This window comes from Campylobacter sp. BCW_6460 (genome assembly GCF_001762705.1).
Lineage (GTDB): Bacteria > Campylobacterota > Campylobacteria > Campylobacterales > Campylobacteraceae > Campylobacter_D > Campylobacter_D jejuni.
This window is the reverse complement of record NZ_MJXI01000003.1, coordinates 39,984-62,070: the sequence shown is the minus strand read 5'-3', so window position 1 is coordinate 62,070 and position 22,087 is coordinate 39,984. Positions and strand designations below refer to the sequence as shown.

General features: G+C 30.2%; 20 protein-coding genes and 1 pseudogene. 7 read left to right on the top strand and 14 right to left on the bottom strand.

Annotated features, from left to right (window positions below; translation table 11 throughout):
* The first annotated feature begins 2 nt into the window (after positions 1 to 2).
* Positions 3 to 1,496 carry a hydrogenase small subunit gene (locus AJ881_RS02140; protein ID WP_070283195.1) on the top strand — a complete coding sequence of 498 codons (1,494 nt, stop codon included), beginning with the start codon at positions 3 to 5 and terminating at the stop codon, positions 1,494 to 1,496.
* Here AJ881_RS02140 and feoB read toward each other — a convergent pair.
* The 7 genes from feoB to AJ881_RS02105 all read right to left on the bottom strand — a co-directional run bounded on the left by feoB (position 1,493) and on the right by AJ881_RS02105 (position 9,343).
* Complete coding sequence (gene feoB / locus AJ881_RS02135; protein WP_070261100.1) at positions 1,493 to 3,334, bottom strand: ferrous iron transport protein B; 1,842 nt, start codon at positions 3,332 to 3,334, stop codon at positions 1,493 to 1,495. The genes AJ881_RS02140 and feoB overlap by 4 nt on opposite strands.
* Complete coding sequence (locus AJ881_RS02130) at positions 3,331 to 3,555, bottom strand: ferrous iron transport protein A (protein WP_002779147.1); 225 nt, start codon at positions 3,553 to 3,555, stop codon at positions 3,331 to 3,333. Before AJ881_RS02130 ends, feoB begins: the two co-directional genes overlap by 4 nt.
* Positions 3,556 to 3,635: 80 nt before the next feature.
* Positions 3,636 to 4,976: an MmgE/PrpD family protein gene (locus AJ881_RS02125; protein WP_070283196.1), complete on the bottom strand. Its 1,341-nt coding sequence runs from the start codon at positions 4,974 to 4,976 to the stop codon at positions 3,636 to 3,638.
* Positions 4,977 to 4,984: 8 nt separating this feature from the next.
* Entirely contained in the window at positions 4,985 to 6,352 is a 1,368-nt protein-coding gene (gene purB / locus AJ881_RS02120; protein ID WP_070285335.1) for an adenylosuccinate lyase, read from the bottom strand.
* A 9-nt stretch (positions 6,353 to 6,361) separates the two neighbouring features.
* The gene (gene metC / locus AJ881_RS02115; RefSeq protein ID WP_070283198.1) at positions 6,362 to 7,525 is read right to left on the bottom strand and encodes a cystathionine beta-lyase; all 1,164 of its coding nucleotides are present in this window, start codon (positions 7,523 to 7,525) and stop codon (positions 6,362 to 6,364) included.
* Between the two features lie 12 nt (positions 7,526 to 7,537).
* Positions 7,538 to 8,977, bottom strand: a complete 1,440-nt coding sequence (dcuC, locus tag AJ881_RS02110) for a C4-dicarboxylate transporter DcuC (protein WP_070252642.1) — start codon at positions 8,975 to 8,977, stop codon at positions 7,538 to 7,540.
* 3 nt (positions 8,978 to 8,980) lie between these two features.
* Positions 8,981 to 9,343 carry a RidA family protein gene (locus AJ881_RS02105; protein WP_002862060.1) on the bottom strand — a complete coding sequence of 121 codons (363 nt, stop codon included), beginning with the start codon at positions 9,341 to 9,343 and terminating at the stop codon, positions 8,981 to 8,983.
* 166 nt (positions 9,344 to 9,509) lie between these two features.
* On the opposite strand from AJ881_RS02105, the gene AJ881_RS02100 reads away from it, so the two are divergent.
* Positions 9,510 to 10,169 (top strand): transcriptional regulator, encoded by a 660-nt coding sequence (locus AJ881_RS02100; protein WP_002862059.1) that lies wholly within the window; start codon positions 9,510 to 9,512, stop codon positions 10,167 to 10,169.
* Here the strand turns inward: AJ881_RS02100 and AJ881_RS02095 are convergent.
* Both AJ881_RS02095 and AJ881_RS02090 read right to left on the bottom strand, forming a co-directional pair.
* Entirely contained in the window at positions 10,166 to 10,636 is a 471-nt protein-coding gene (locus AJ881_RS02095; protein WP_002862058.1) for a Cj1386 family hemin-binding protein, read from the bottom strand. The two genes, AJ881_RS02100 and AJ881_RS02095, sit on opposite strands and share 4 nt — an antisense overlap.
* Positions 10,637 to 10,692: 56 nt before the next feature.
* Positions 10,693 to 12,117: a catalase gene (locus tag AJ881_RS02090; RefSeq protein ID WP_052950116.1), complete on the bottom strand. Its 1,425-nt coding sequence runs from the start codon at positions 12,115 to 12,117 to the stop codon at positions 10,693 to 10,695.
* A 170-nt stretch (positions 12,118 to 12,287) separates the two neighbouring features.
* Here AJ881_RS02090 and AJ881_RS02085 point away from each other — a divergent pair, with 170 nt between their 5' ends.
* The 3 genes and pseudogenes from AJ881_RS02085 to fldA all read left to right on the top strand — a co-directional run bounded on the left by AJ881_RS02085 (position 12,288) and on the right by fldA (position 13,792).
* On the top strand, positions 12,288 to 12,602 hold the full coding sequence (locus AJ881_RS02085; protein WP_002870622.1) for a DUF2325 domain-containing protein: 315 nt from the start codon (positions 12,288 to 12,290) through the stop codon (positions 12,600 to 12,602).
* Positions 12,603 to 12,604: 2 nt separating this feature from the next.
* Positions 12,605 to 13,301 (top strand): annotated as a pseudogene (locus AJ881_RS02080) (hypothetical protein).
* Entirely contained in the window at positions 13,301 to 13,792 is a 492-nt protein-coding gene (gene fldA, locus AJ881_RS02075; protein ID WP_002871975.1) for a flavodoxin FldA, read from the top strand. Before AJ881_RS02080 ends, fldA begins: the two are co-directional and overlap by 1 nt.
* A 44-nt stretch (positions 13,793 to 13,836) precedes the next feature.
* On the opposite strand, the gene AJ881_RS02070 is transcribed toward fldA, so the two are convergent.
* Genes AJ881_RS02070 through selA form a run of 4 tightly spaced genes read right to left on the bottom strand, consistent with a single transcriptional unit; the run spans position 13,837 to position 18,256 of the window.
* A complete protein-coding gene (locus AJ881_RS02070; protein WP_002930951.1) occupies positions 13,837 to 14,367 on the bottom strand; it encodes a hypothetical protein in 531 nt (176 codons plus the stop codon).
* 5 nt (positions 14,368 to 14,372) lie between these two features.
* Complete coding sequence (locus AJ881_RS02065; RefSeq protein ID WP_002855861.1) at positions 14,373 to 15,083, bottom strand: thioredoxin fold domain-containing protein; 711 nt, start codon at positions 15,081 to 15,083, stop codon at positions 14,373 to 14,375.
* A 48-nt stretch (positions 15,084 to 15,131) separates the two neighbouring features.
* The gene (selB, locus tag AJ881_RS02060; protein ID WP_070283199.1) at positions 15,132 to 16,937 is read right to left on the bottom strand and encodes a selenocysteine-specific translation elongation factor; all 1,806 of its coding nucleotides are present in this window, start codon (positions 16,935 to 16,937) and stop codon (positions 15,132 to 15,134) included.
* Positions 16,934 to 18,256: an L-seryl-tRNA(Sec) selenium transferase gene (gene selA, locus AJ881_RS02055; RefSeq protein ID WP_070283200.1), complete on the bottom strand. Its 1,323-nt coding sequence runs from the start codon at positions 18,254 to 18,256 to the stop codon at positions 16,934 to 16,936. The genes selB and selA overlap by 4 nt, the downstream gene beginning before the upstream one ends.
* Before the next feature lie 77 nt (positions 18,257 to 18,333).
* Between selA and AJ881_RS02050 the strand changes: the two genes are divergently transcribed.
* Complete coding sequence (locus AJ881_RS02050; RefSeq protein ID WP_070283201.1) at positions 18,334 to 20,007, top strand: 4Fe-4S dicluster domain-containing protein; 1,674 nt, start codon at positions 18,334 to 18,336, stop codon at positions 20,005 to 20,007.
* A gap of 2 nt (positions 20,008 to 20,009) precedes the next feature.
* Here the strand turns inward: AJ881_RS02050 and AJ881_RS02045 are convergent, their stop codons facing one another.
* Positions 20,010 to 21,311: an MFS transporter gene (locus AJ881_RS02045; protein ID WP_070283202.1), complete on the bottom strand. Its 1,302-nt coding sequence runs from the start codon at positions 21,309 to 21,311 to the stop codon at positions 20,010 to 20,012.
* Between the two features lie 166 nt (positions 21,312 to 21,477).
* On the opposite strand from AJ881_RS02045, the gene rdgB reads away from it, so the two are divergent.
* Positions 21,478 to 22,086: an RdgB/HAM1 family non-canonical purine NTP pyrophosphatase gene (gene rdgB, locus AJ881_RS02040; protein WP_070283203.1), complete on the top strand. Its 609-nt coding sequence runs from the start codon at positions 21,478 to 21,480 to the stop codon at positions 22,084 to 22,086.
* Position 22,087 lies beyond the last annotated feature (1 nt).

Genomic DNA, 22,087 nt, shown 5'->3' with positions numbered 1-22,087 from the left:
AAATGGCAAAGCTTAGCAATGAAGAATTAAAAAATATACTTGAAGATCGCATTAAAAAACTTGAGAATTCTACTTTAAAAGAGGATAAGGTTATCAATGAAGAAAGTGTAAAAATTCTTGCTAGGCATTTATCTTTAGGCAATGAAATTCCAGCTCTTGCTCAAAGATTTTTTCAAATCGCACCTAAAACAAAGTTAGTATGGCTTCATCTTTGTGAATGTACAGGGTGTAGTGAGAGTTTGTTGCGTTCTGAGTTGCCAAGTTTTGATGAGTTTATTTTTGATTTTTTTTCTTTAGAATATCATGAAACTTTAATGGCAGCAAATGGTACTAAAGCCGAAGAGCTTTTAGAGCATGTTTTAGAAGAAGATTTTATTTTAGCGGTTGAAGGTGGTGTTGCAGCGATTGATACCTTTTTTCTTACTATAGGAGCACAAGGAGAGAGTGGCTATGAAATTTTAGAAAAACTAGCCGCTAAAGCCAAGGCTATTTTTGCAGTGGGTACTTGTTCAAGTTATGGTGGTATTCAAGCTGCCTATCCAAATCCTAGTAAAACCTGTGGTATTAGTGAAGTCTTAAGTCAAAAAGTAGTAAATATCCCAGGTTGTCCTCCAAGTGATGTAAATATCATTACGACTTTAAGTTTTTTTGCTTTATTTGGAGTTTTGCCTGAACTTGATGAGCAAAATCGTCCTATGTGGGCTTATGGTAAATGTTTGCATGATATGTGTGAAAGAAAGGCGAAATTTGAAAGTGGGATTTTTGCTGAACATTTTGATGATGAAGCTGCAAAGAATGGAGCTTGTTTATTTAAGATAGGTTGTAAAGGACCTTATACTTACAACAACTGCCCTAAAGTGAAATTCAATGCTAAAACTTCTTGGCCAGTGGCTGCAGGACATGGTTGTATAGCCTGTAGTGAGAAAAATTTTTGGGATGAGTTTGGGAATTATGAAAAGCCTATGGCAAGTATTTTTTCTTACGCTAAACTTTGTAATGAAGAGTTAAAACAAGAATTTTTTCTAGAAGAGCAAATTAAAATTTTAGAACAAATAGATTTTGAATTTGAAAGCAATATAAAACTTATTTTACAAAATATAGCTAAAAATAAATTAGGCGCTTTGCTTGTAGAAAATTATAAAAAATCTTTTGAGAAAAACTATGCTTTTATAGAACAAAATTTTGATGAAAATCCTATGCCTTCAAAAGATTTTTGGAAATATCTTGAGATGAGTTTTATTTTGGTTAAAGGCGCATTTTTAAAAGATAAGAATGATTTTTTAATTGCGGCAAAAAATTATGCTTTTAAACATGCAAGTCCTTATGATTTTAAGTTAAATATAAACGCTGAAAAACCAAAGCTTGATGTGAGTAAATCTTTTCGTATGACTTTAATCTATCTTTGCGGTGGGCTTGATTTTGAAGGTATTGCTTATAGTATTTTAAAAGCTTTTGAAGATAATATTACTAAAATTTCATCATTAAAAGCAAGTTAATTTAATAAAATTTTAGCAATATGAAGCCCTATAAAAGCTACTATATAAGCACTTGTGCAGGTAAAAAGAAAGAGAAAGAGAGTGTATTTTAGCTTTCCACTTTCTTTTGAAAAAACTATAGTTGCTGCAAAGCAGGGATTATAAATCATTACAAATAAAATAAAAGCCACTGCACTTGGTATAGGTATGTTTTTAGCGATAATTCCTTTTAAATCATTATTTGTTTCATCTACATCTTTTCCTAGTGAATAAAGCACGCCCATAGTTGAGATCATCACTTCTTTAGCAGCCAAACCACTGATTAAAGATACGCTTAATTTCCAATCTAACTCAAGGGGTTTAAAAATAGGTTCTATGCCTTTGCCAAATTGTCCTAAATAACTTTGTTCTATAGCTCTTTCTTGAGCATTAAAATCATTTAAATTTTCTTCACTTTTTGGAAAATTGCTAGCAAACCATATGAGCAAAGAGGCCAAAAGTATGAAAGTTCCTGCTTTTTTAAGATACATTTTGGCTTTATTATAAACCATAAACCAAACTAAATGCCAATTTGGCATACGATATTTTGGCATTTCCATAACAAAAGGTTCATCAAGTCCACGAAATGCTGTCATTCTTAAAAATTTTGCAGCACAAAGTCCTAAAATCGCACCTAAAATATAAATTCCAAAAAGATAATTTCCTGCTTTTTCACTTGGAAAAAAAGCACCGATAAAAAGCACATATACAGGAAGTCTTGCCCCGCAACTCATAAAATTGATCACAAAAAGAGTTAAAAGCCTATCTCTTTTGTTCTTAAGAGTGCGTGTAGCCATAAAAGCAGGTACCGAACAACCAAAGCCAGTGATTAGTGGAATAAAACTTTTACCATGCAAACCAAATTTATGTAAAATCCCATCAAGTAAAAAAGCTACTCTTGACATATAGCCTGTGGTTTCTAAAAGAGCTATGCCTAAAAATAAAATCATTATATTAGGTAAAAAAAGTATCACAGCGCCAACACCTGCGATAATCCCATCAGCCAAAGCTGAAGCGATAAAGGTATTAGAAATATTGTTTTTAACAAATTCACCTAAGGCATTAAAGCCTGATTCTATATAATCCATAGGAATTTGTCCTAAGCTAAAGGTGAGTTGAAATAAAAGCCACATTAAAAATAAAAATATAGGTAAGCCAAAGAATTTATGGATAAGTAAGGCATCGATTTTTTTGGTTAAATTTCTTTCTTCTTTTTTGTGTGTAATAATTTTTTTTGAAAGTTCATTAATAAAATATAATAAATCTTCTTTTTCTGGACTTTTTTCGCAAAGCGGAGTATAAAATTGGGATCTTGGAATAAATTTATTTTCAAATAAAATAATAATTTTTTGCAGCAAAAGTTCTAAATTTTCTTTTGTTTTTGCTGAAATTTCAACAACTTGACTTTGAAATTCTTGGCTTAAAACAGAAGTGTCAAGCTCTATACCTTCTTTTTTGGCTTCATCGCACATATTTAAAGCTAAAAGCATTTTTTTATTAAGGCTTAAAAGTTCTGCACTAAGGATAAGATTACGTTCTAAATTGGTGGCATCTAAAACATTAACAATAACATCATAGTCATTTTGATTTAAAAAATGACGTGTGATTTTTTCTTCTTCGCTATATCCATCTAAAGAATAAGTTCCTGGTAAATCAATGACTTCAAATTCATAGTTTTTGTAAAAAGTTTTTGCGCTTGCTTTTTCTATAGTAACTCCGCTAAAATTTCCTACTTTCATATTAGCTTTGCAAAGCGCATTAATAAGAAGACTTTTGCCTACATTAGGCTGACCTACAAGGGCTATTTTGATTTTTTTCATATAAGATTCACTTCTATGGTTTTAGCTTCATCAGATCTTAGGATAACACAACTTGTATCAAGTTCTACCATTATGGTGGCATTTTTTAAAGAGGAGTGAATTTTTTTCAAGTTTTTATTTTTAATAAATCCAAAGCTTAAAAGTCTATTTTTGAGTTCTTTGTGAGCGTTTAAATTGACAATAATAGCCTTTTGTCCATCTTTTAACTCGTTTAAAGTCATTGTAATTCCTAAATTAATAATAAATATTATAATAAAAAAGTGTAATGAAATATCCTTCTTGTAAAAAGAAGGATTAATATTTAAAAAGAAAAGCGGTTTAAATTTTCTAGATTGATGATTTGATCTAGAATTTTGTTAGCTTTAGCATTATCAAGGTAAATTTGTGCATTGGCTAAAAATTTAGCTTTTAATTCTTCAAAACTTAGTGGATTATCAAAATTACCTTTATTGATAAAAACATCTTTTTGGATTATACGTCCATCTTGCAAACTGGCTTCTAAATGTCCTGGAAAATATTTTGGAAAGCCTTGAGATTTTCTTTTTTCGTAACTGATTTTTTTAGCAAATTCTAGTACTTCTTCACGCTTTAAATTTTCATAAGATTCAAGAGTGATTTTACCATCAAAGAATCCTAGAGCCATTAAAAAAGGCATCGAAAATTTAGCTTCATAAGCACTATTTGGAGTGTATTTTACTTCCAAAGGATCGCAGATAAAAGAAATAGGAACTTCATCTACAAAACAATGAATACTTTTAATTTCATCAGCTTTTAAACCATCATTTTTTAAAGCAATGGCACAATCAATAAGCCCATGAGCAAAATGACAACTTGGATAAGGCTTGATTGAAACTTGCATAGTTTGCCAAATTTCTCCTAAGGCTTTGCTAAGTTCTGTTTTATCGCATTCTTCTTCTATACCAAAACATTTAAAGATATTATCCCTACCTTCAAAAATACTCAAAGGTCCACTCATATTGTTTTTAGCAAAATGAGCTACCATAATGCCGTTTTTAATAGCATTGGCAATATGTAAAACTTTTGAATTGGATCCATTGGATAAAAACTCATTAACCCCACTTGCAAAACTTCCTGCAAGTCCTAAAGCATTGATGATTTGTTCTTTGTTAAGATCTAGCAAGATTGCACTTGCACTCACACTTCCAAAAATTCCTGCAATAGCAGTGGTATGAAAACCACGCTTATGAAAAGTGCCTTTACTTGCAATACCTATTCTAGCTGCAATTTCCCAGCCTATTATAAAAGCTTTGATGATTTTTTTTGCATCTTTACTAACATGAAAACCATAACTTAAACAAAGTGGAGTTAAAATCGCACTTGCATGCAAAATCGCCTCTGTATGCGTATCGTCAAAATCTAACGCATGAGAAGCAATGCCATCTAGCATAGCTGCGTATATAGGATCTAATTTTTGATCATTTACCCAAATAGGAGTATTTTTTTCTGTACTTAAATTTTTAAAAGCTTTAAAAGCATTTAAAACACATTCTTCTTTGCTTGCTGCTATAGCTGTTCCAAGGCTATCAAGTATAAGCTCTTTAGCCCTTTGAACAACTGTATTAGGGATATTTTCATATTTAAGATTGAAAATAAAATCCGCTAAAATTTCACTATAGAACATGATTTTTCCTATTTTAAGATAGCGCTATTTTTGATTTTTGCCAAAAATTCATCTACAAGTTTTGGTGCATATCCTACATAGGTTGTTGCATCAAGCAAAGCATCAATTTCTTTTTCTTTCAATACCTTAGATACTCTTTTATCTGCAAGTAAAACTTCTTTAAAAGTTTTTTGTTTTTCTATACCTAGCATAGCATTTTCATAAATAATTTCATGGGCATGTTGTTTTCCATAATGATCGCTTAATGCAAACATAACACGCTCGGCTAAAACAAAACCATTAAGAGTATTTAAATTTTTAAGCATTTTATCTTTTTTTACTTCTAAATCGCTAAGAGCGAATTTCATGTTTGCTAAAACCACAGAAAGCATTAAAAACATTTCAGGTAAAAGCTTCCATTCCATTTTCCAAACTTGACCATCTCTTTCATGTTCATGTCTTTCAATATCACTTAAAATGGCTAAATTTGCTTTAAAAGCATTGCTTACTGTAACTGCATTTTCGCTTACCGCAGGATTTCTTTTGTGTGGCATAGTGCTTGATCCTACTTGTCCTTTGCCAAAAGGTTCAGCAACTTCATCAATTTCATTATGCGAAAGGATTAAAATTTCATGAGCGATTTTGTTAAAGGTTGCGTTGATATTACCTAGTACAAAACCAAGTTCTATAAAGCGATCACGTGCGCTCTGCCAAGAAATATTAGGCACATCAAGTCCTAAATTTTCTAAAGTGAGTTTTTCTACCTCATTGCACTCATCACTTAAACTTGCTTTAGTTCCTACAGCGCCTACTATACTACCTACATAAAGTCTTTTTTCAAGTTCAAGTATTCTTTCAAAATGACGCTCAAGTTCACTTAACCAAATAGCTACTTTATGTCCAAAAGTAATAGGCAAAGCTTGAAGTGCCAAAGTTCTTCCCATCATAGCAGTATTTTTATGGGTTTTAGCTAGTTTTGCTAGGGCTTTTGCGATAGCTTTTAATTCGCTTTTTATAAGAGTCATTGCTTCTTTAAATTGTAAAACCAGTCCTGTATCGATGATATCTTGAGTGGTTACTCCAAAATGTACATATTCGCCTAAATTATTATCGCAAGCTTTTTCTAATCCTCTTACAGTAGGAACTAAAGGGTGTTTGGTCTTTTTAAATTCAGCAAAGATAAAGTCCATATCTATAAATTTATAATGAGCTTTTTTTGCGATCTCATCAGCTGCTTTTTTAGGGATAATTTTAAGTTTTGCTTGTGCTTTTGCTAAAGCTGCTTCAACATCGAGCCATTTTTGTATGCGGTTTTGTTCGCAAAAAATAGCACGCATTTCCTGCGTGCTCCATGAGTCTGCTAGTAATCTATGATCAAATACGCTAATTCCTGTCATCTTATCTCCTTATTTTTTAATACTATCAAAAGCTTGTGTTAAATCAGCAATTAAATCTTTAGTATCTTCAAGACCTATATGAAATCTTACAAATGGTCCTCTTGCACTCCAATTTGTTGCAGTTCTAGGTGGAGTAGTTACGGTGGCTAAGCTTTCATATCCACCCCAGCTAGCACCAATTGAAAAGTATTCTAGTTTATCTACAAATTTAATAGCATCATCTTTGCTATAACCTTCTGCAAATTCTATGGTAATCATACCATTTGCACCTTTATGATCACGCATGAAAATTTCATGATTTGGGTGGGATTTGAGTTTTGGATAGAAAATTGTTTTAATTTCTTTTCTGTTTTGTAAAAACTCTACAATTTCATCAGCACTTTTTTCATGAGCTTTCATTCTTACATCTAGTGTTCTCATACCACGAAGTACTAAGTAAGCATCATCAGGACTTGTTGTAAAGCCTAAAGCTTCTGGAAGTTTGTCAAAATTTTTCCATTCTTTTTCGTTGATTACTACTATACCCATGGTTACATCAGAGTGTCCACTAAGATATTTTGTAGCAGCGATAACTGAAATATCCACTCCAAGTTCTAAAGGATTTAGAAAATATCCACTAGAATAAGTATTGTCAATAGCTACAGGGATATTATGCGCATGGGCAATTTTGCAAAGTTTTGGTAAATCTATGATTTCATAAAGTATAGAACCTGGACTTTCACATAAGATAAGCTTGGTATTAGGTTTGATTTTTTCTTCTACATCACTTGCATCAGCTTTTAAAAAATCAATTTCAACACCCATTTTTTCTAAAAATAATTCGCAAATCGTTCTTACAGGCCCATAAATTGCATCGGTGATTAAAAAATGTGCATCTTTGCTTGCATAATTTAAAAGTACCATAGCTAATGCTGCAAGTCCTGTTGGGAAAAGTTGTGCTCTATAGCCACCCTCTAGAGTGCAAATAAGTTTTTCAAGTTCAAAATTGGTTGTTGTTCCTCTAGCTCCATAGCTTAAAACACGATCTGTTTTTCTTAATTCTCTGTATTTTTGCCAAGTTGCGTGATCTTTAAAAAGTATGGTTGATGCACGCATAAGTGTAGGATTAACTGATCTTACTTCAGCACCTTGATCGCCTCTACCACAATGAATAAGTTTAGTTTTTGAGTTCATTTTTTCTCCTTTTTAAAGATAGATATAAGTCATAACAATATTTACAATAGCCGCTACAAGCATAGGAATAGCTGTTCTTTTAACCACGGCAAAAGGACTTACTTTTGCAATAGCTGAAATAGCTAAGATCGCTGGTGCAATAGGACTAACACATCTTCCAAAGCCCGTCATGATTTGAATTGGTGCTATCATGGTGATAGTTTCAACTCCAAAGTGTTTTGCTATATTTGGGATAAGTGGAGCAAAACTAAAAAATGCTGCATTTCCTGAACCCATTAAGAAAGCACAAACTGCAAGCAAGATTGAAACGACGATAATAATAGCCAAAACTCCAAATCCTGCATTTTTGCAAAATTCTATTAAAGTATCTACAAAACCTACAGATAAAAGACCACTTGCAAATACTTGACCACAAACGATGAGTGAAACTGTGATAACAAATAAATGTCCCATTCCTTTAAAGAAAATCATAATAGAATTAAGAGTTTCTACTATACTTTTATAGCGTATCATTTCAAAAATAATAGCCACAAAAGTTGAAATAACCATTGCTACTGGAACATTCATTTTAATTGCGGTACTAGCAGCTGCTTTGACTTCTTCAGCACTATTTATTCCCATTAAAACCAAGATGCTATCGAGTACTGAACTAAATCCTAGGATTAAAACCAAAGGAATTATAGGTAAAATCGCATAAATTCTAGGAGGTTTTTTAAGTTCTTTTTCTTTGCCTTCATTTTCATTTAGTTCTTTTTCAATTTCTTGTGCATTGAAGACAAAATTATCTTTTTTGTCAAAAAATTTATTGCAAAGATATATTGCAATACCTACAGCTATAATGATAGGCAAGGTTGTAGGGAGTTGATAATGAACAAAATAAATTGCAGGATCAATTTCAGCTACTTTTGACGCCATGATCACATTTCCACTCCCAGGTCCATGATCGATATATTGACAAATAGCAATCACACTTAAGGCAGAAAGTTTTGAAACACCAGAGCGTACAAGTATAGGATACATAGTAACCATAAGTAAAAGTGCCAAGCCTGCGTGAGAAGGGATGAAAAGAACTAAAAATTGCACGATAAAATAAGCAACTATGAGTAAAACATAAGGAGATTTTACGACTTTTAAAGGTTTTTCAAAAACTTTAAAAAGTGCATAAGAAGCCCCTACATGATCCATATAAGCAGAAAAACCTGCTATAGTCATAAGTGTAAGTCCAAGCCCTGCTAATGTACTTGACATGGTTTGATTAAAAACTTGAAAAATATCAAAAAAACCTAAATTTAAAGAATCTTTGGTAACAATGTGTGGAGAAAGTCCAAAAATAGCAGCTAAGGAAAGTAAAAGCAAGCCACTTAAAAGCAATGCCATGTGAGCATTGATTTTTTTATAAAGCATAAAAACAAGTAAAAAAATGCTAAATAGAGATAAAACAATACCTAGCATATTTTAGCCTTTTTGAGCGATAATCTCTATCTCTACTTTAGCTTTTTTTGGCAGATCTTTTACCGCAAAAGCACTTCTTGCTGGATAAGGATCTTTAAAAAATTCAGCATAAATTTCATTAAATGCTATAAAATCATTAATATCGGCTAAAAAGCAAGTGGTTTTAATCACTTTATCATAACTGATACCATTTTCTTCTAAAATAGCACCGATATTTTTCAAAGATTGTTTGGTTTGTTCTTTGATATCATGGCTTTCTATTTCGCCTGAATCAGGGTTGATAGGAAGTTGTCCTGATATAAATAAAAGTCCATTTGCTTCTCTGTAAGCTGAGTATGGACCAATAGCTTTTGGATAGTTTGACATGAATTCTCCTTTGTTGAATATAGATTAAGCAGAGTGAATTTTATCACTACAATAATAACTTGTCAATAGTTTATTATTATAATAATAAAATTTTATTTTTAAGAAATGTTTTAAAGTATAAAGAGTAGAATTTAATATTATATTAATTTTTATTGAAGGCGGTTTTATGGATGAGGGACAAAAACAACAATTTATAAAGTTGACATATTTTTTAGGAGAAGTCCTAGGTGAGCAATATGAGATAGTGTTTCATGTAATTACTGAAGATGGAGCTTATATTGCGGCAATTGCTAATAATCACATTAGTGGGAGAAGTTTAGATTCTCCCTTGACTGCTTTTGCAAGTGAGCTTATGCAAAATAAAAAATATTTAGAAAAAGATTTTTTATGTGATTATAAGGCTCTTGTTGGAAAATCAAAATTAATTAGAGGATCTACTTTTTTTATTAAAAATCATGATAAATTAGTAGGTATTTTGTGTATCAATCATGATACTAGCATTATGAGAGATTTAATATGCAAGATGATTGATTTAGAAAAAATTGGAGATATGGGTGATATTTTAGGAAATATTAGTTTTTCTCAAAATGATTCAAACATAGAAACATTAAGTCACTCGATAGAGGATATTTTAGTTCAAAGTGTAGATTCTAGTTATTTAAATTCTGATTATCAATTAAGTATTACTCAAAAAGAAGAAATTGCTGAAAAGCTATATGAAAAAGGTATTTTTAATATAAAAGGAGCGGTTCCTATCGTAGCAAAATTTTTAAAAATTTCAGAACCTAGTGTTTATAGGTATCTGAAGAAATTTAAAAAATACTAAAATTTTTTGATAAATTTTAGTATTTTTAGGCTCATTTTCTTTAAAAAATTATTTTTAGATTTTTTGAGTAAAAATTCTGCCACATCTTTGCGTCCAAACATAATAGCAAAAGTATAAGGTGTCATTCCTAAACCATTGTTTTCGTCAATATTTGCTCCATATTTAACTAAAAGTTCACACATAGGTAAATATCCTTTAAAACAAACTCCTGCTAATGGGGTTTGTCCACGATCGTTTTTTTCATCTACTTTTGCACCTTTTTCTAAAAGCATTTTAGCACTTTCATAAGAATTATTATAAGCTGCAAGCATAAGTAAGCTATCGCCTTTATGAGTTTTTAAATTTACATTTAAACCCGCTTCTATCATGATTTTAAGATTTTCACATTCATTATTTCTTGCAAAATTAAAAGCCATTTTGCAAAGCTCTTCAAATCTTTTTTCTTCTTCTAAACTAAGAGTTGTCATTGTTTTTCCTTAATTATTATAATCTTTAGTTTGCCACCAAAAGTGGCAAGTAAAAATTATTTTTCTAAAGCTTTCTTAATTCCTTTTGCATAATCAGGTGAAATTTTTTCAAAATGTTCTAAAGCTCTAGTGATAATTTTTTCATCAACTCCTTCCATAGAAGCAGCAATATTATGAAAAAGTTGAGTTTTTTGATCATCATTCATAAGATTAAATAAAGCTCTTGGTTGAGTATAAAAGTCATTATCTAGTGGAGCATATCTTTGTGCCACGCCTTCTAAGACTAAATCAGGTTCAAGATAGCTTTTATCTTCTTTTGGGCTGTTATCATAGCTGTTTGGTTCATAATAAGCAGCATCATTTTTATAATTATCAAAATTCATAGCACCAGCGACATTGTAAGTATTCACTTCGCTTTTTGCACGATTTACTGGTAAAAGATGATAATTAGTTCCTATTCTATATCTTTGTGCATCAGGATATGAAAAAATTCTAGCTTGCAACATTTTATCAGGGCTAAAGCCAATTCCAGGAACGATATTGCTTGGACTAAAGGCAGCTTGTTCAACTTCATTAAAATAATTTTGAGGATTTTTGTTTAGAATCATTTCGCCTATATCCATCAAAGGTACAAGACTATGAGGCCAAATTTTTGTTAAATCAAAAGGATTAAATCCAAGCTTTTCTATATCTTTTTCAGCAAGAATTTGAACTTGAACTTTCCATTTTGGAAAATCTTTATTTTCTATAGCATTATAGAGATCTCTTTGATGACTTTCCCTATCCTTTGCTATAAGCTCTGCAGCTTCTTGGTTGGTAAGATTTTTAATCCCTTGTTGGGTTTTAAAATGGAATTTCACCCAAAATCTTTCATTTTTATCATTAATAAAACTATAAGTATGGCTTCCAAATCCATGCATATGACGATAACTTGCAGGAATTCCTCTATCACTCATAAGAATGGTTACTTGATGTAAGCTTTCAGGACATAAACTCCAAAAATCCCAAGCAGCATTATTGCTTCTTAAATGTGTTCTTGGATCTCTTTTTTGAGTATGGATGAAATCAGGGAATTTATAAGCATCACGGATGAAGAATGTCGGAGTGTTATTTCCTACCAAGTCCCAGTTTCCTTCTTTGGTGTAAAATTTAATAGCAAAACCTCTCACATCGCGTTCAGCATCTGCTGCACCTGCTTCACCTGCTACTGTTGAAAAGCGTAAAAATAATGGAGTAACTTCGCCTTTTTGAAAAATTTTAGCTTTGGTATAAGCACTTAAGTCTGCCGTAATTTTTATTTCGCCATAAGCTCCACTTCCCTTAGCATGAACGGTTCTTTCTGGAATTCTTTCTCTATTTTGATGAGCAAGTTTTTCAAGTAAAAGATAATCTTGCATAAGTAAAGGTCCTTTTGCGCCTGCGCTTAATGAATTTTGGTTATCGGCTATAATGTTTCCAAAATCGTTAGTCAATTTTTTCATTGTTTTCTCCTAAATAATAAAATTTATTAATTAGTAAATTATATCTATTAAAAATTAAAATTAACTGAATAATTGCATTTTATTAATAATAAATTTCAAAATAAATTTAGTTTTTTTATATTATAATAATAATTATCAAAATATATTTTAAAAATCACAAAGGAGAATTTATGTCAGTTTTGGTTATTGGTGCAGATGAAATCACTCCTATTAGAGCTGTTTTACATGATTTAGGTGCTAAAAAAATAGAACACTGGGATGCGCGTAATGAAAATAGAGTTAATCGCAAGCCGATTCCTTGTGATACAGAATGTATAGTAATGTTAACAAGCTTTTTAAATCATAATACTATGAAAAAAATCAAAAGTGAAGCTAAAAAGCGTAAAATTCCATTAGTTTGTGCAAAAAGAAGTGTAAGTTGTGTGTATTGTGAATATTGTAAAATTTTTAATCTTAATAAAGAATTTTCTTGCTATAAAGGTTAAAGATGTTATTTGGATTTGATGATAAGCGAGAATTTATACCGCAAATTTATCGCTATTTAAACAATCAAGAGCTTATGTTGACTTTTTTAACTCAATATAATGCGAGCGTTGATAGCGCTCTAAAAATTCCTCTTTATATATGCAAAAAATACCAAGAGTTTAAAAATGATATTTGGAAATTTTTTACATGATATAATGCATGTTTCATTTGGTAAGATTCAAAATATAAATATCAAGCTTAATACATACGCTTTCTACTTTCAAAAAAGAAAAAGCTTAATTTTTAATACTAAAATATCTAAGAATATCGATCTTTTAAGACTTTTAAGAATTTATCTTTATGGCATTTGTTTTGATGCGCAAATTTTATTTAGCTCTTATGTTTATGATAAGGTTTCTTTTCAAAATAATGGAAAAAATATAGATCAAGATGGTGATCTTATTATAATAGATAAGAAATTTGCAATTTTACCACTTTGCAAAGAGATTAATATACATAATTTAAAAATTGAAAATGAAATTCATGGATTATTGGATTTAATAAAAGAAAATAATTTTGAAAAATTTTATATTGTTTGTCCGCGTAACAAAAATTTCACACATTTTATTGAAATAAAACATTTTTTGTGTGATTTAAACAAAACTATGTTAAAATTAGTTCCGTATAAAATATCAAATCAAATTATAAGGAGAAAATAATGTCAGTAGCAGTAATCTATGGTAGTGCTATGGGGAATACAGAAGGAGCGGCTAATACAATTGCTTCAAAACTTGGAATTAGCGATGTTTTTAATATCTCAGATATTGATGCATCTAAAATAAATTCTTACGATAAATTAATTTGTGGAACTTCAACTTGGGGAAGTGGTGATTTGCAAGATGATTGGGATGGTTTTGATTTTTCAGGGCTTAGTCTTGGTGGAAAAACTGTAGCTGTATTTGGTATGGGTGATAGTGAAAGTTATTCTGACACTTTTTGTGGCGGCATGGGTAAATTAGCTCAAAATTTAAAAGATGCAGGTGCAAATTTGGTGGGAGAAGTTTCAACTGATGGTTATACATTTGAAGCAAGCGATGCGGTTGTAGATGGTAAATTTGTTGGACTTGCTCTTGACAATGATAATCAAGAAGATCAAACTGAATCAAGAATTGATGCTTGGGTAGAACAAATTAAACCTTATTTTGCTTAATAATTCTTAAAATCAAGAGTCTTTATACTCTTGATTGTCTTTTCTTAAAAATAAAAAAAACTCACTATTTGATTTATAATTTTATTTTCTAAAGATAATTGACAGCGTTCTTTATTTCCAAGATAAGCCGTTCTTGCAAGAAGACTTGTTTTTTGAGAATTGTGATTTTTAGAGTTGATTTGTAAATTAACCTGCATAGTATAGTAGTTTTCCACCATCCATTCTCCATCGCTTTCCAAAGGATCAAAATCATAAAAAAATCTTGCTGAAGTTGTGATTTTTTGAGCATAAGAATGCTTTTTCATATCTACAAGATTGATTAAAATTTCATAATCTGCATTCTCTTTTACTTCTTTTAAGCCTAAATTTTTAAGTTTTAAAGCCAAATCTCTATCCAAAGTAGTTTGAAGTTGGCTAGGATTTTGAAAGGAAATTTTAAAACTTTGTTGTTTTTGTGATCTGATAAAAATGCCTTCATTGCTTGTTTGAATAAAGCTTTGTATGAAAGTTGCATTGGTGCAAGCACTCATAAAGAGTGCTATAAAAAAGCTTAAAATTAAAGCAAATTTAGACATTAGGTTTATTTAATAATAGTTGGAGTAGCGCTAAGACCTAATGAGCGATATTTTTCATATAAGGAAAAAACTTCTTTTAATTCTGCATCACTTACTTTTGGATAATTTTTGATATTTGCATCATAGTATTTGTTTAAAATTGCGATTTTTTCTTTATCATTTTTTGCTTTTTTTGCTTCTTTGTAGATTAGAGCGGATTTTTCAAAAGCAGATTTTCCATGTACTGGAGTTAAAATATAATTAACTTGATAGTTTTTAAGTTCATCATCAATTTGAGCTAAATGTTCTCTACAATAAGGGCATTCAGGATCCGAAAAAACATAAATTGCAGGTTTATTTTTATCTCCCAAAGCTATTACCATGGTTTCTTTTTGTGCTACAGCTTTAGCATTTTTTGTAAAATTTTCTCTTGCTTCTTGAAATTTTTTCATTTCATATTCTTGAGCATAAGAAATTCCCGTTTTCAAGTCGATAAGATCAGGGGTAATAAGACTATCTTTTGTAAAAAGAATGTTTTCTTGTTTTTGTCCATTTAATTCAACGCTTACAATAACACTTTCAAAACCCGTATTACCAACCTTTTGACGATTTGATACACTAACGGTAGCATTTGGAAATTGTGCTTTAATGCTTTTTGAATAAAAATCACTAATTTCTGAATTACTTGCAGCAAACAAAGATGCTGAACAGGCAAGAATTAAACTTAATTTTTTCATAGTTTATAAATCCTTTAAATAAATTATGTTTAATTCTATAATGATTTTCTAAATGTTTGTTAAAAATCTTTTTTCAGCTTCTTTACTTACTTGAGGAAATTTGTCTAAGTATTCTAAATAAGCAATAGCATATTTTCTTGAAAGATTAAAATATTCTTTCATACTTTGCACATCAAGACTTTGATTTTTTAATAAATTTAAACATTCTTGCATAAGTTTTTCAAGAGCTTGTTTTTCTATAAAAAGATTGTGTGAAAGTCTTACAACCAAGCCTTTTTGGGTAAGTTTTTTGAGTATATTATCTCCGCTTTTTCTATCAAGTTCTAAAAAATCATAAAGATTATAAGGAGCTTCGGGTTTAATACCTTGTTTTTTTAAAATTTCATACATTTGGTTATTGTTTTTTTCTTGAAGTTTTTCAAAATCTATACCTTTTTTAAAATAAATTCCATTTTGAAAATCCAATAAATTTGACATTTCTTTAAGCCCAAGTTCGCAAAAATTTTCACTTGCCCAAGTAATCCTTAAGGCTAAAGAATGTGCTGAAAGCATGGCATAAGGATTTTTTTCAAGTATGAATTTGATGAAATTTTTAATTTCTTCTAGACTTTGTAAATGATATACATTAAGATTTTTTTCATCGACAAATACTTGATTTAATTCTTTTGCTAATTTCAATGCTTTTTGATGAGAGAGTTTAAATCTTTGATAACTTGAAAGCAAGCCAAAGCCATATTTGTGTGCGTCTTTTAAGAAGGAAAAAGCCGCTTTAAAATCTTTATTTTTCAAAAACATTAAAAATTTATTTTTTTGTTCTTTTTTTAAAGGTTCGCTTAAAGGATTTAAAACCCTACCACCGCCTATAACACGATTGTTTTGTAATAAAATAAAAGCCTCATCAAAACTTAAAAATACATTTTTATCAAAACTAAAATGCACAAAAAATTCATCATTTTCTAGTTTTTTTAATATATTTATTTTGCATTCTATTTGTCTTGAACCCACGCAAAAAATCATTTTGCTATTTTGTAAATTTTTTGCTTTAACTAAAGTATCGCATTCTTTAAAGGCTTTAAAATAACCTTTTTTACTTAGTAAATAACCTTTTTTTAACTCTTTATAATCACAATTTAAACTTAAAGCCACACGGTTACAAGCTTTGATTTGCTCTAAATTAGTATCGTGGTTTTGTATATTTTTAACAATGAGTTCTTTTTGAGTGTCTAAACAGATGATTTTTTCATTTAAAGTGATGCTTCCTTCATTAAGACTGCCTGTAACGACAGTTCCTATGCCTTTTAGAGAAAAAACTCTATCGATATAATAATGAAAAATCAGTTCTTCATCGTTTTCTTTGTTTTCTATGGTATAAAGATAATTTTTTAATTCTTCTATGCCTTGATTATTTTTTATACTGGTGTGAAATACTTTTAAAATGGGATAATTTAAATTTTTTAACTCTTCTAAAGTTTTTACACTTTTTTGCTCTATATTTTCACAAAGATCGCATTTACTAAGTACTAAAATAATATTTTTAATATCAAGAATTTTTAAAATTTCTAAATGTTCTAAACTTTGTTCTTTTAAACCCTCATTAATATCTACGACAAATAAACAAACACTAAAGCCAAAAGCTCCACTTACCATAGTTTTAACCAAGTCTTTATGTCCTGGAACATCGATAAAAGAAATGTTTTTATCCTTTAATTTAAGATTTGAAAAACTTAAATTAATGGTGATTTGTCTTTCTTGTTCTTCTTTTAAACTATCGCCTTCAAAACCATTTAAAGCTTTAATGAGTGAAGTTTTTCCATGATCAATATGTCCTGCAGTTCCTATAATAACAGATTTCATAAGTTTTCCATTTGATTGATTGTAAGAATAAGTTTTTGAAGTTCACTTTCTTGTATAGTTCTAAAATCAAGAACAAATTCATCATTTTCAATGCGTCCTACGATATTTTCTTTTCTAAATCGAGTTTGTAGTTTTAAAGCATCTCCTTGAAAAGTTAGTATATAAGTATCTAAACTTTTATCAGGCATTGAGCCTCCTCCTACTAAACTTTTGCTTTTTTTAAGCTGGGTTTGAAATTTTAATTCTTTTTGCACTCTTAAAGCTTTTTTCTCTATAAAGGATAAGTCATCATTTAAAAGTTTTAAGGTAATAATTTTTTCATAATCTTTTTGCAAATAAGCTTTTAAGCTTTCGTTTAAAAAAGATAGGGTTAATTTATCCACTCTTAGCATTCTTAAAAGTTGATTTTGTTTAAGTTTTTCTATGAGTTCTTTTTTTCCAAGTATAATGCCTGCTTGTACGCTACCAAAAAGTTTATCTCCACTAAAACTTAAAATATCACATTCTTGCACGAGTTTTTTGATTTTAGGTTCATTTTTAATCAGTTTTTCATTTAAATTTTCACACCAGCCAGAACCTAGATCATAATAACTCAAAAGTCCTTTTTCTTTTGCTAGTTCATGTAGATCTTTTATATTTACTTCACTGTGAAAACCCATAAGAGCGAAATTAGACTTGTGGGTTTTTAAAATTAGAGCGGTATTTTCACTGATAGCTTGTTCATAGTCTTTTAAGTGTGTTTTGTTGCTAGTTCCAACTTCGCAAAGCTTTACACCTGCAGCTTTTATTACTTCAGGCACGCGAAAACTGCCACCAATTTCTACAAGTTCTCCTCTTGAGCTTATGATTTCTTTATTGTAACAAAGAGAATTAAGTACTAAAAAAACTGCCGCAGCGTTGTTATTGACCACTAAAGCATCTTCGCATTCAAAAAGCATTTTAAGTTTTTCTAGCACCAAAGCATAGCGAGAGCCTCTTTTTCCATTTTCTAAATCAAACTCTACATTAGAATAATTACAAATGATATCTTTACACGCTTCATAAAGTTCTTCATGGATTACACTTCTGCCAAGGTTTGTGTGTATAACGACTCCGCTTGCATTAATCACACTTTGTAAGTCTTTACGGTAAAAAGTTTTGATTTCTTTTTTGATTTCTAAAAGTAGTTTATTTTTAGAAATTTCATCTTGGGAAAAATTTTCTTTTAGTTTTGCGACAACTTTTTTACAAAAAAATGCTTTGATATAAAAAGGATAGGATTTTAAGTTCTCATCTTCAATAAGAGTGTTAATTTGTGGAAAAGTTCTAAATTTGTTCATCTTAAGCCTTAAGAAAATATTTGGTTATTTTAACATAGAATTTATAAAATGATGTTTTAAAGAGATTAAGGAAGATAATGCAAGATTTTGTTTATATAAAAAATGATGTTTTAATCCCTTTGCCTGATGCTATTGAAATTTTAGATCAGGCAAATGATAAAGAAGCATTAGTTTGCAATGATAAAAATCAAAAAGCACAAATTTATGCCCCTGAGATTAATTTTTATCTTAAAAATTCTCAAGATGAAATTTTAGAGCAAAGTAAAAATGTTTTAACGCTTTATGAAGCAAGAGCTAGCGTTTATGACTTAGGGCTTGATTTGGAACAAAGCAAAGAAGTGAAAAATCGTTTGATTTTAGTAGATAGCGATACTCAAACCGTAGAGTTTTTAAAAGAACATGGATTTAAGGTTATTGCTTTAAGCAGTGCAGAAATTTTAGCTGTTTTTGGAAGTGTAGGGGAACTTTGTGCTGTGGTTAAAAATCAAGGCGAAGAAGTGGAAATAGATTTTGATTTTTTGCTTTTTAAAGCTAAGGATTTAAGCGTTGTGCGTAAAGATTTTACAAGACAAAGTGGATGTTATAATCTTTTAAATTTTGAAAATCTTGAAGTATTGTTAGAGTTTTTGCAAAGCAAAAGTCCAAAATATCATTATAAAACTTATATTAGCTATAATGCTAGCGTGTGTCAATACCACGAAAGACGCAGTGAGCATTGTGCAAAATGTGCTGAAATTTGTCCTACTGTGGCGATTTTAAAAGATGATGAAAAAAAGCATTTAGAATTTTCTCAAGTGGATTGTTTGGGTTGTGGAGGGTGTATTAGTGTATGTCCTAGTGGATCACTTGATTATGCTCCCATGCCAAGAGAAAGTTTTTTTACCCTTTGTGAGTTTTATAAAGATAAAAAAATTTTAATCATTCCTAAAAAAATGTCTTTAGAAAATTTAAATCTTGCTTTACCAAAAGATGTTTTACCCTTTATGATAGAGGGTGAAAAGTGGCTTTCTTCTATGCATTTTTTAACACTTTTGCAAAATAGTGGAGCAAATTTGGTTTTTTATACGGACTTTGTATCTCGTGGTAGCAATGAGGCTATTGTACTTTTAAATACTTTTTTTGAAAGAAAATTTCAAAAAAAAGCTATTTTTGTTGCTAAAAATGAAAAAGAATTGCAAAATGTTTTAAAAGAGCAAGAATTCATACAAGATTTAAAATATGATTTTCATAACAACACCTTAACTACAAGAGAAAATTTTGCCAAAAGAATGCAAGAAATGATAAAAAATGAAGATTTTGGCAGTATAGAAAGTGGCGAATGGTTGCGTTATGGCAAGGTAGAAATCAATCCTAACACCTGTACGCTTTGTCTTTCTTGTGTGGGTGCCTGTAATGTAGGAGCTTTAATCGCTGATAAACAAGAAAATGCTTTGAAATTTAATGCTTCTCTTTGTACGACTTGTGGGTATTGTGAGTTAAGTTGTGCCGAAAAAGATACTTTAAAATTAGTTCGTAGTGGAATGGAGTTTAGAGCTTCTTATTTTGAATATCAAACCATGGCAAAAGATGAGCTTTTTGCCTGTATAGAATGTGGTAAAGAATTTGCCACCAAAAAAGCTGTAGAAAAAATAGCCAATTTAATGAAGCCTAAATTTGGTAATGATGAAAATAAAATCAAAACACTTTATTGCTGTGCAGATTGCAAGGCAAAAGTGATGATAAAAGCAATGGGTTTTGCGGGGCAAAATTAGATTTAGATCTTAATTTTGCCTTCTAATTCTTTTTTATTTGTAAGTTTGCTATCAAATTTAACAACAAGATTTTTAGAGTTTTTATAAATATCTACAACTCCTAAATTTTCGCTAAAAGTACTGAAATTTAAAGGTGTTTCTAAAGGTAGATAAAGGTTTTTAAAATCAGCTGGATTTTTTAAGAAAAATAATGCTACAAGCCAAATTAGAGCTAAAATTACTAAAATAATAGCCAAAAGATTTAAGGCATCTAGATGCAAAAATATCCCCCCGATAATACCACCTGTAAAACTTCCGCCATATCCAAAAGCATTAAACAATCCTAATGCTGCGCCTTTTTCATGAACTTTACAAAATTTTGATGCACAACTTTGCATAATAGGCTCGTGTAAATTAAAACCTATAAAAAAAATCACAACTGCTATGATAAAAAAATCTATAGAATTACTAAAAGTAAAAAAAAGATAAGAAAGTATGAAAAAAACAATTCCTAAGAGTAAAATTTGTTTAGCTAAACCTCTTTTTTCGCCTAAGCTTCCAGCAAAGCCCATAGCGATAAAACCTGCCACCATAGAAGCGCTATAAACAATCCAAAGTTTATCAGAAGCAAAGCCTAAATGTTTTACTAGAATGATAGGAATGCTTAAAAATGCTATACTCATAAGCATTTTTTGCATGAAATTAGTAAGATTCATAAGGGCTAAATTTTTTTGTTTAATAAGATGAAAAAAAGGAGTTTTTTCATTTTCATGAGTGATTTTGTTTTCTTTAGGTACAACAGTATAAAGCAAAATTATACATAAAAGAGACAAAGCTGCGCTAAGATCAAAAAGGCTGGATAAACCCCATTTTGCACTCATTAAAGGAGAGATCACCATAGAAGCTGCAAAACTAAGTCCTATAAAAGAACCCATTACCGCCATGGCTTTACCACGATTTTCTTCTGTGATAAAATCACTTATCATTGCTGTAGCTACTGCTCCAATAGCTCCTGCACCTTGGAGCATTCTCCCTAAAAGCATGGTGTAAATATTTTCCGCAAAAGAGCAGATTAAAGAGCCTATTATAAAAATAATCAGTCCAATGAGCATGGTTTTTTTACGACCAATTTTATCACTTAAAATCCCAAAAGGCATTTGTAAAATCATTTGGGTTAAGGCGTAAACACCAACTAAAAGTCCCACTAAAAATTCATTAGCACCTTCAAGTTTTAAAGCATAAAGACTTAAAACTGGCAAAACTATAAAAAGCCCAAAAAATCTTGTTCCAACTATGAAAGATAAGGGTAAGACATTATTTAGCATTATCAATTTCCTATTAAATTTGAAATTTAAATTAGGATAATTTTACTATGAAATGGATTAAGCATTGATTAACATCGTTTTATCATTTGATATTTAAAAGCTATGCACAAGGATAAATTTTATAAAATCATATTTTTGTTTTTGATATTATTTTGGAGCTTTTGTTATGAAGATTATCCTAGCTACGAGCAATAAGCATAAGGTTTTAGAACTTAAAGAAATTTTGAAAGATTTTGAAATTTATGCTTTTGATGAAGTTTTAACGCCTTTTGAGATTGAAGAAAATGGAAAAACTTTTAAAGAAAATGCCTTGATTAAAGCAAGAGCAGTTTTTAATGCTTTAGATGAAAAGCAAAAAAAAGATTTTATCGCTTTAAGTGATGATAGCGGCATTTGCGTAGATGTTTTAGAAGGAAATCCAGGAATTTATTCTGCTCGATTTAGTGGTAAGGGCGATGATAAAAGTAACCGTGATAAACTTGTCAATGAAATGGTAAAAAAAGGTTTTAAACAAAGTAAGGCACATTATGTTGCTGCTATTGCTATGGTAGGTTTGATGGGGGAATTTAGCACGCATGGAACCATGCATGGAAAAGTAATAGATATAGAAAAAGGTGAAAATGGTTTTGGTTATGATAGCCTTTTTATTCCAAAGGGTTTTGATAAAACCTTGGCTCAGCTTAGCGTGAATGAGAAGAATAACATCTCTCATCGTTTTAAAGCCTTAGAGCTTGCAAAAATCATTTTAAAGATTTTAATAAAGGATAAAAAATGAA